10 protein-coding genes and 1 pseudogene are annotated in these 8208 nt (G+C 72.5%); 8 read left to right on the top strand and 3 right to left on the bottom strand.

Annotated features, from left to right (window positions below):
• From E2E34_RS27255 to E2E34_RS27240, 4 genes and pseudogenes are all read left to right on the top strand, one after another.
• A pseudogene (locus E2E34_RS27255) lies at positions 1 to 186 on the top strand (flavodoxin-dependent (E)-4-hydroxy-3-methylbut-2-enyl-diphosphate synthase); the annotation flags it as partial.
• A gap of 142 nt (positions 187 to 328) precedes the next feature.
• Positions 329 to 1174, top strand: coding sequence for a GNAT family N-acetyltransferase (locus tag E2E34_RS27250; RefSeq protein ID WP_167518399.1), 846 nt, complete (start codon positions 329 to 331; stop codon positions 1172 to 1174).
• Positions 1175 to 1200: 26 nt separating this feature from the next.
• A complete protein-coding gene (locus E2E34_RS27245) occupies positions 1201 to 1773 on the top strand; it encodes a GNAT family N-acetyltransferase (protein WP_138904562.1) in 573 nt (190 codons plus the stop codon).
• Positions 1774 to 1842: 69 nt separating this feature from the next.
• Entirely contained in the window at positions 1843 to 3549 is a 1707-nt protein-coding gene (locus E2E34_RS27240) for a proline--tRNA ligase (protein WP_138904561.1), read from the top strand.
• A 194-nt stretch (positions 3550 to 3743) separates the two neighbouring features.
• Here the strand turns inward: E2E34_RS27240 and E2E34_RS27235 are convergent, their stop codons facing one another.
• The 3 genes from E2E34_RS27235 to E2E34_RS27225 all read right to left on the bottom strand — a co-directional run bounded on the left by E2E34_RS27235 (position 3744) and on the right by E2E34_RS27225 (position 5675).
• A complete protein-coding gene (locus E2E34_RS27235; protein WP_138904560.1) occupies positions 3744 to 4637 on the bottom strand; it encodes an aminoglycoside phosphotransferase family protein in 894 nt (297 codons plus the stop codon).
• Between the two features lie 70 nt (positions 4638 to 4707).
• Positions 4708 to 5169, bottom strand: a complete 462-nt coding sequence (locus tag E2E34_RS27230; RefSeq protein ID WP_208765353.1) for a ferritin-like domain-containing protein — start codon at positions 5167 to 5169, stop codon at positions 4708 to 4710.
• Positions 5166 to 5675 carry a hypothetical protein gene (locus E2E34_RS27225; protein WP_138904559.1) on the bottom strand — a complete coding sequence of 170 codons (510 nt, stop codon included), beginning with the start codon at positions 5673 to 5675 and terminating at the stop codon, positions 5166 to 5168. The genes E2E34_RS27230 and E2E34_RS27225 overlap by 4 nt, the downstream gene beginning before the upstream one ends.
• Positions 5676 to 5828: 153 nt before the next feature.
• Here E2E34_RS27225 and rimP point away from each other — a divergent pair, with 153 nt between their 5' ends.
• The 4 genes from rimP to E2E34_RS27205 all read left to right on the top strand — a co-directional run.
• The gene (gene rimP, locus E2E34_RS27220; RefSeq protein WP_138904558.1) at positions 5829 to 6326 is read left to right on the top strand and encodes a ribosome maturation factor RimP; all 498 of its coding nucleotides are present in this window, start codon (positions 5829 to 5831) and stop codon (positions 6324 to 6326) included.
• 2 nt (positions 6327 to 6328) lie between these two features.
• Positions 6329 to 7333, top strand: a complete 1005-nt coding sequence (nusA, locus tag E2E34_RS27215) for a transcription termination factor NusA (RefSeq protein WP_138904557.1) — start codon at positions 6329 to 6331, stop codon at positions 7331 to 7333.
• Positions 7334 to 7408: 75 nt separating this feature from the next.
• Entirely contained in the window at positions 7409 to 7693 is a 285-nt protein-coding gene (locus E2E34_RS27210; protein ID WP_138904556.1) for a YlxR family protein, read from the top strand.
• A 147-nt stretch (positions 7694 to 7840) separates the two neighbouring features.
• Positions 7841 to 8208, top strand: a 368-nt coding sequence (locus tag E2E34_RS27205) for a translation initiation factor IF-2 N-terminal domain-containing protein (protein WP_208765352.1), incomplete at its 3' end; no start/stop codon positions are given.

Here is an 8208-nt window from a genome sequence, read left to right as displayed (position 1 = left end):
GAGGCGGACCTCGGGGTCGCGTCCGGCAACGGCAAGGGGCAGATCTTCGTCAAGGGCGAGGTCATCAAGACCGTTCCCGAGTCGAAGATCGTCGAGACGCTCATCGAAGAGGCCATGAAGATCGCCGAGCAGATGGAGCGGGACGGCGTCATGTCCGGTGAGCCCGAGGTCTCCGTCAGCGGCTGACCGCCCCCGACGACCCGCACGCGACCAAGTGCGACGGTACGGAGCCCTGCCCCCGGCAGGGCTCCGTTTCCGTAGTGCGGCGCCTCCCGGGAGCGCCCGGTAGAGTGCGGAGATCAGAAGACCGTACGGTGAGGCCCCTCACGTGTTGACTCAGACCACTACCCGGGTCCTCGACCCCGGCGAACTCGGCGCGGCGCTCGCGATCCTGGAGAGCGAGCCCGTCGCCAACGCCTTCGTGACCTCGCGCGTCCAGGCGGCGGGACTCGACCCGTGGCGCCTCGGCGGCGAGATGTGGGGCTGGTACGCGGACGGCCGCCTGCGCTCCCTGTGCTACTCCGGTGCCAACCTCGTCCCGATCTGCGCCACCCCCGAAGCCGTACGCGCCTTCGCCGACCGTGCCCGCAGGGCCGGCCGCCGCTGCTCGTCGATCGTCGGCCCCGCCGAGACCACACGGCAGCTGTGGCGGCTGCTGGAACCCAGCTGGGGCCCGGCCCGCGACGTACGCCCGCACCAGCCGCTCATGGTGACCGAGCAGCCCTCGCCCGACGTCCGGCCCGACCCGCGCGTGCGGCGCATCGGCAAGGCCGAGACGGAGGTGATCATGCCGGCGTGCGTGTCGATGTTCACCGAGGAGGTCGGCGTCTCGCCGCTCGCCGGCGACGGCGGCCTGCTCTACCAGGCGCGCGTCGCCGAACTCGTCGCGGCCGGGCGGTCGTTCGCCCGCATCGACGACGGCAAGGTCGTCTTCAAGGCCGAGATCGGCGCCGCCACCTCGCAGGCGTGCCAGATCCAGGGCGTCTGGGTGGACCCCGAGTTCCGAGGCCAGGGCCTGTCCGAGACCGGCATGGCGGCCGTCCTGCGCTACGCGCTGGCCGATGTCGCGCCCGTCGTCAGCCTGTACGTGAACGACTTCAACACGGCGGCCCGCGCGGCCTACCGGCGGGTCGGCTTCCGCGAGGTCGGCGCGTTCATGAGCGTGTTGTTCTGACCTCGCCGCGAAGTAGGGTGCGCTTCATGGCACCTCTTCCCGGGGGAGAACCCCGGCCCCCCGCCGTTGTGATCGCCCCGGTCGATCTCGCCGCGCGCGTGGACGAGGCGCTCGCCGTACAGGCCCTCGCCTTCGGCCTCACCGACGACGAGATCGGGGTGCGCCGTCACATCGTGCTGCGCCACCTGCTGAACCCCGGGGCGCGGGCCCTCGGCGCCACGACGCCCGACGGCCGGCTCGTCGGCTTCGTCTACGGGATGCCCAACAGCCGTACGCACTGGTGGTCCACGGTCGTCGAGCCGTACCTGCGCCGGGCCGGGAACGACGGCTGGCTCGACAACTCCTTCGTGATCACCGAACTGCACGTCGCCCCCGCCCACCAGGCACGCGGCATCGGCCGCCGGCTCATCACCACCCTCACCGACGCCGCGCAGGAGCCCCGCTCGATCCTCTCCGCGATCGACACCGAGAGCCCGGCCCGCGGCCTCTACCGGGCGCTGGGGTACGTCGACCTCGCCTGCCAGGTCCACTTCCCGAGCGCCCCGAGGCCGTACGCCGTCATGGGCGCGCCCCTCCCGCTGCGCCGTCACGCCCCGTAACGGATTTCCCGTGTCTGTGCCGCCCGGCTAACCTCCTAGCCATCACACTTTTCTTCGCAGGAGTTCACCATGGCCCAGGTCCAGCGCATGTCCCGTCTGATGGTCAAGACACTGCGTGACGACCCGGCGGACGCCGAGACGCTCAGCCACAAGCTGCTGGTGCGCGCCGGGTACGTCCGCCGGAACGCGGCGGGGATCTGGACCTGGCTCCCGCTGGGCAAGAAGGTCCTCGAGAACATCACCCGCGTCGTGCGCGAGGAGATGGACGAGATCGGCGCCCAGGAGGTGCTGCTCCCCGCCCTCCTGCCCAAGGACGCGTACGAGGCGAGCGGTCGCTGGGAGGAGTACGGCGACCTGCTGTTCCGCCTCAAGGACCGCAAGGGCGCCGACTACCTGCTCGGCCCGACGCACGAAGAGATCTTCACGCAGACGGTCAAGGACCAGTGCTCGTCCTACAAGGACCTGCCGGTGATGCTCTACCAGATCCAGGTCAAGTACCGCGACGAGGCGCGTCCGCGCTCCGGCGTGCTGCGCGGCCGTGAGTTCCACATGAAGGACTCGTACTCCTTCGACACGACCGACGAGGGCCTGGCGGAGTCGTACGCGCTGCACCGCGCCGCGTACCAGAAGATCTTCGCGCGCCTCGGCCTCGACTTCCGCATCGTCTCCGCCGTGTCCGGCGCGATGGGCGGCTCGGCGTCCGAGGAGTTCCTGGCCCCGGCGGCGGCCGGCGAGGACACCTTCGTGGACTGCCCGGCCTGCGACTACGCCGCCAACACGGAGGCCGTCACCTTCAGCGCCGAGGCCGTCGCCGCCGCGTACGACATCTCGGAGCACGGCCCGGTCGTGGAGCTGGACACCCCCGACACCCCGACGATCGAGACCCTCGCCCAGCACCTAGGCGTACCGGCCTCGGCGACGCTCAAGAACCTGCTGGTGAAGGTCGACGGCGAGATCGTCGCCGTCGGTGTCCCCGGCGACCGCGAGGTCGACCTGGGCAAGCTCGGCGAGCACCTGGCGCCCGCCGTCGTCGAGCTGGTCACGGCCGAGGACTTCGTGGGCCGCCCCGACCTGGTGCGCGGCTACGTCGGCCCGCAGGGGCTGGAGAAGGTCCGCTACGTCGCCGACCCGCGCGTCGCCGCCGGCACGGCGTGGATCACCGGCGCCAACAAGCCCGGCAAGCACGCCAAGAACGTCGTGGCGGGCCGCGACTTCGAGGTCGACGACTACCTGGACGTCGTGGTCGTCGAGGAGGGCGACCCCTGCCCGAAGTGCGGCACCGGCCTCAAGCTGGACCGCGCCATCGAGATCGGCCACATCTTCCAGCTCGGCCGCAAGTACGCCGACACCTTCCAGCTCGACGTGCTCGGCCAGCAGGGCAAGCCGGTCCGCGTGACCATGGGCTCGTACGGCATCGGCGTCTCGCGCGCCGTGGCCGCGCTCGCCGAGCAGTCCGCCGACGACAAGGGCCTGTGCTGGCCCGCCGAGATCGCCCCGGCCGACGTGCACGTCGTCGCGGCGGGCAAGGCGCTCCAGACCGAGCTGGCCGTCGAGGTCGCGGACAAGCTCGGCGCGGCCGGCCTGCGCGTCCTGGTGGACGAGCGTCCGGGCGTCTCGCCGGGTGTGAAGTTCACGGACGCCGAGCTCATCGGCGTACCGAAGATCCTGGTGGCGGGCCGCCGCAGCGCCGAGGGCGTCGTGGAGCTCAAGGACCGCCGCACGGGCGAGCGCGAGGAGCTGACGGTCGACGAGGCGATCGCCCGCCTGACGGCCTGACGGCCTGACGGCCTGACGGCCTGACGGCCTGACGGCCTGACGGCCTGACGGCCTGACGGGTGCGGGGGCTCGCGGCGCCCGCGCCGACTCCTGCCGGCCCGGGGCGCTGCCCCGGGCCCCGGTCCTCGAACGCCGGAGGGCTGGAGCGTGCCGCGTTCGGTCCCGTCCCCGGTTTCGGGAAGGGCCGGGCCGGGCTACAGCCAGCCGGCGAACTCCAGCAGCAGCTCCGCGTCCTGGTGGCGGCCGGCCGTTTCGGCCCGTACGCCCGACTCCACCGCGCGGAACAGCGTCCAGCCGTGCAGCCTCGCCCGGTCGACGTCCAGGGAGTCGGCCAGCTTGTTCACCCGGCGGCGGGCGGCGGACGCCCCCGCCGCCGTCGCGACGAGATCCTCGACGCGGTCGCGCACCAGCCGGGCCAGGTCGTACGCCCGCTCGCCGACCAGCGGCTCCGGGCCGACGGCCAGCCACGGCGCCCGGTCGCCGGCGAGTACCTTGCCCTGCCGGAAGTTCCCGTGCAGCAGCAGGAGTTCGTCCGCGGACGCCGTCAGCTCGTCGCGGACCGCGAGGGCCGCCCCGACCAACGGGGCCAGTGCCGGGTCGGCCGCGCGCATCGCCGCCGCCTGGCGGGCCGTGCGCTCGGCGACCGTCTCGAAGGGGTGCTCCGGGGGCGGCTCGATCCACAGCCGCCGTACGATCCCGGCCGCCTCCAGAAGGGCCTTGGCCTCCGGCAGGGAGCGCAGCGAGACCTCCGAGTGCAGGCGTTCCAGGAGGAGTTCACCGGACGCCGCGTCCTCGTCCAGCAGCTGGACCGCGCCCCAGCCGCTCCAGTGCGCCAGCGCCGCACGCTCCGCGGCCGGCCCGGCGGCCTCGGGGGCGATCTTGAGCGCGGCGGGCGTGCCGTCCTGCTGCCGCACGAGGACGACCAGGCTGCTCCTGCCGCCGGGGTTCTGCACCCGCTCGACGGCCAACTTCCCCCGGGTCAAGGCCTCTTCGGCCAAGCCCGGCAGCCGCCCGAGCCAGTCGGCGGCCACCTCCGGGTACGCCTCGCCGAGCGCTCGTACGAGACGCTGCGGCGGTTCGAAAAGCATGCGTGCGGTGTCCCCTCGAAGGCCGGTTCTCTGGCCGGTCGTGTGCCCGGTCGCAGGGCCGGGCCGAAACTCACTGCTTGCGGCTCACGGCCGGCGTGGTCAGCTCGGCGAGCCCAGGAAAGGCTACGCCGCGCCCCCGCCAGCGCACCGCCCGCACCGCTGCCTCGCGCAGCGCCGCCGCCGCCTCGCGCCGCAAGGGGCCCCCGGCGGCGCGTACGACGTCGGAGTACACCCCGGCCACCCGGTCCTCCAGCTCGGCGGCGAGCCGTACGGCGGCCGCCGCGTCCGGCACCGGGAACGGCAGAGCGTACGCTGCGGCGGCGGCCACCGGGGTCGCGCCCAGGTCGCGCACGGTCCGCTCCAGCGCGTCACGCCGCGCACGGTGGGCGTCGTACGCCTCCCGCGCCTCGTCCCGGCGCTCGCCGGCGACCCGGCCGCCGACGATCCCGTACCCGTACACGGCGGCGTGCTCGGCGGCCAGCGCGGCCTGCACGGCCTCCACCGGCCGTGTGCTCCTCGGCGTCGCGCTCACCCGTCGCTCCCTCTCGTCAGCAGATACACATGGGCGGCGCCGGCCGCGGCGACCGACGCCAGCAGCCGCGCCAGCTCCGGCGGCGCGTCGAGCAGCGCCGCGGTGTGCGCGTCGGCGCCGCGCCGCTCCTCGGCGGCCAGCGCCTTGAGCGCGGCCCCGCGCTCCGCCGCGACGGCGGGGGGCGCGGCGGCGCGTACGGCGGCGCCCTCGCCCCGCAGCGCGTCCGCCTGCCGGGCCACCGCGTCGCGCAGCGGCTCCAGCCGGCCGGCGGCGGAGGGGTGGGCGGCGATCACGGCGTCGTAGTGCGCCAGAAGGGTGGCCCTGGCCCGCGCGGAGCGCTTGCGCAGCCCCGCCTCGGCCCGTACGGCGGCGGCCGCCGCGTCGGCGGCGGAGCCCTCCCGGCCGCGCGGCGCCGCGTCCCGCGCGCAGCCGCCGGTCAGCAGCGCGGCGGCCGCGGCCCCGGCCGCCGCGAGCGCACCCCTGCGTGTGGTTTCCGTGCGCCGCACTGTGTCTCCCTCGGGCCGCTGCGGTGATCACCGCAGGCGAGCGTACCCGCGGCTCCCCGGCAGGCGGACGGCAACACCCCTCGGGACCGGATACCCTTTGATCTGACACGCGACGATCCACACAACAGCACACGCGGCCGAGGAGTCACCCGGATGAGCACCACCCAGAGCGACAGGCTGCGCGCACTCCTGGAACCACTGGTCAGCGCGGAGGGTCTCGATCTGGAGGACATCGAGGTGTCCCGGGCCGGCAGGCGCCGCCAGCTGAGGGTCGTCGTCGACTCCGACGAAGGCGTGGAACTCGACGCCTGTGCCGAGCTGAGCCGCTCCATCTCCGAGAAGCTCGACGAGACGGATGCGATGGGCGAGGGCGAGTACGTCCTCGAAGTCAGCTCCCCGGGCGCCGACCGCCCGCTGTCGGAGCACCGCCACTACGTACGGGCCACCGGCCGACTCGCCAAGCTGACGCTGAACGACGGCGACGAGCTGGTCGCGCGCATTCTCACCGTCGACGACGAGGGCCTGGACCTCGAGGTGCCGGGCGTGAAGGGCCGCAAGCCCACCGCCCGCCGCGTCGCCTTCGCGGACATCGCCAGGGCGCGGGTGGAGATCGAGTTCAACCGCAAGGACAAGAAGGAAGAGGAGGCGTAGCCATGGACATCGACGTAAAGCTCCTGAAGGGCTTGGCGAAAGAAAAGGAGATCTCCTTCGACCTGATGGTCGAGGCGATCGAATCGGCCCTCCTCATCGCGTACCACCGCACCGAGGGCAGCCACCGCCGCGCGCGCGTGGAACTCAGCCGCGAGACCGGTCATGTGACGGTCTGGGCGAAGGAGGACCCGGCCGACCTCGAAGAGGGCCAGGAGCCCAAGGAGTTCGACGACACTCCGTCCGACTTCGGGCGGATCGCGGCCAGTACCGCCAAGCAGGTCATCCTCCAGCGTCTGCGTGACGCCGAGGACGACCGGACCTTCGGCGAGTACGCGGGCCACGAGGGCGATGTCGTCACCGGCGTCGTCCAGCAGGGCAGGGACCCCAAGAACATCCTGGTCGACATCGGCAAGCTGGAAGCCATCCTGCCGGTGCAGGAGCAGGTGCCCGGCGAGGAGTACACGCACGGCCTGCGTCTGCGGTCGTACGTCGTCCGGGTGGCCAAGGGCGTGCGCGGTCCCTCCGTGACCCTGTCGCGCACCCACCCGAACCTGGTGAAGAAGCTCTTCGCCCTGGAGGTCCCGGAGATCGCCGACGGCTCGGTCGTCATCGAGGCCATCGCCCGCGAGGCCGGCCACCGCTCCAAGATCGCCGTACGTTCGACCCGCTCGGGTCTGAACCCGAAGGGCGCCTGCATCGGCCCGATGGGCGGCCGGGTGCGCAATGTCATGGCGGAGCTGCACGGCGAGAAGATCGACATCGTGGACTGGTCGGACGACCCGGCCGAGATGGTCGCCAACGCCCTGTCGCCCGCGCGCGTCAGCAAGGTCGAGGTCGTGGACATGGCGGCCCGGTCCGCCCGGGTCACCGTTCCGGACTACCAGCTCTCGCTGGCCATCGGCAAGGAGGGCCAGAACGCCCGCCTCGCCGCGCGCCTGACCGGTTGGCGCATCGACATCCGCTCCGACACGGAGCAGCCCGACGCCCAGTCCTCCCACCAGGACTGAGGCCGGTTTTACGACAACAACCGTTCGATTTTTGCCCCCATGGGGTGAGGTCGCCGCGGGGAGGTAGACTTAATAGTGTCTGGCCGGACGCATGCCCGCGTGTGCCCTGAGCGAACCTGTGTGGGATGCCGGGAGCGAGCGGCCAAGCGCGAACTGCTGCGCATCGTGGAGATCGAGGGTGAATGTGTCCCCGATCCTCGCGGTACGCTGCCCGGCCGGGGTGCGTACATTCACCCCGCCCCCGCGTGTCTCGCCCTGGCGGTCCGCCGCAGGGCGTTTCCCCGGGCCTTTCGGGGCCGGGCACCGCTCGGCACAACGGCACTGAGCCGGTTTGTCGAGCAGGCAACAGCAACACCGTAAGAAGAGAACGGCACGGATAACCGTGCGGTCAGGTACCTCGCGAGTTGGAAGTAGGTCGAGATTGCGATGAGCACTCGATGAGTACGCGATGAGTACGCCCATGAAGTAGCGACGGTCCGGCGGTAACCCGGACCTAAAAGGAGCGAAGTGGCAAAGGTCCGGGTTTACGAACTCGCCAAGGAGTTCGGTGTGGAGAGCAAGGTCGTCATGGCCAAGCTCCAAGAACTTGGCGAATTCGTCCGTTCGGCGTCCTCGACGATCGAGGCGCCGGTTGTACGCAAACTGACTGACGCACTGCAGGGTCCCGGCGGCAACGCCGGCAAGTCCGCAGCGAAGCCGGGCGCGCCGCGTAAGGCGACGCCCGCGAAGCCGTCTCCGGCGGCCCCCTCGTCCGCGCCCTCCCCGGCGCAGGCGGCTCGTCCCGGAGCCCCCAAGCCCGGCGCACCGGCCCCCAAGCCGGCCGCTGCCGAGGCCCCCGCGAGCACCCCGCCGGCGTCCGCGCCGTCCGGTGCCCC

Source organism: Streptomyces albidochromogenes, from assembly GCF_005981925.1.
Classification (GTDB): Bacteria; Actinomycetota; Actinomycetes; order Streptomycetales; family Streptomycetaceae; genus Streptomyces; species Streptomyces albidochromogenes.
The sequence above is the reverse complement of the archived record's forward strand: the minus strand, read 5'-3'. Positions and strand labels throughout refer to the sequence as shown.

Coding starts and splice junctions, on each gene's coding strand:
- E2E34_RS27235 (WP_138904560.1), bottom strand. CDS start 4,637: ATGCTTTTCGAACCGCCGCAGCGTCTCGTACGAGCGCTCGGCGAGGCG.
- nusA (WP_138904557.1), top strand. CDS start 6,329: ATGGACATCGACGTAAAGCTCCTGAAGGGCTTGGCGAAAGAAAAGGAG.
- rimP (WP_138904558.1), top strand. CDS start 5,829: ATGAGCACCACCCAGAGCGACAGGCTGCGCGCACTCCTGGAACCACTG.
- E2E34_RS27245 (WP_138904562.1), top strand. CDS start 1,201: ATGGCACCTCTTCCCGGGGGAGAACCCCGGCCCCCCGCCGTTGTGATC.
- E2E34_RS27240 (WP_138904561.1), top strand. CDS start 1,843: ATGGCCCAGGTCCAGCGCATGTCCCGTCTGATGGTCAAGACACTGCGT.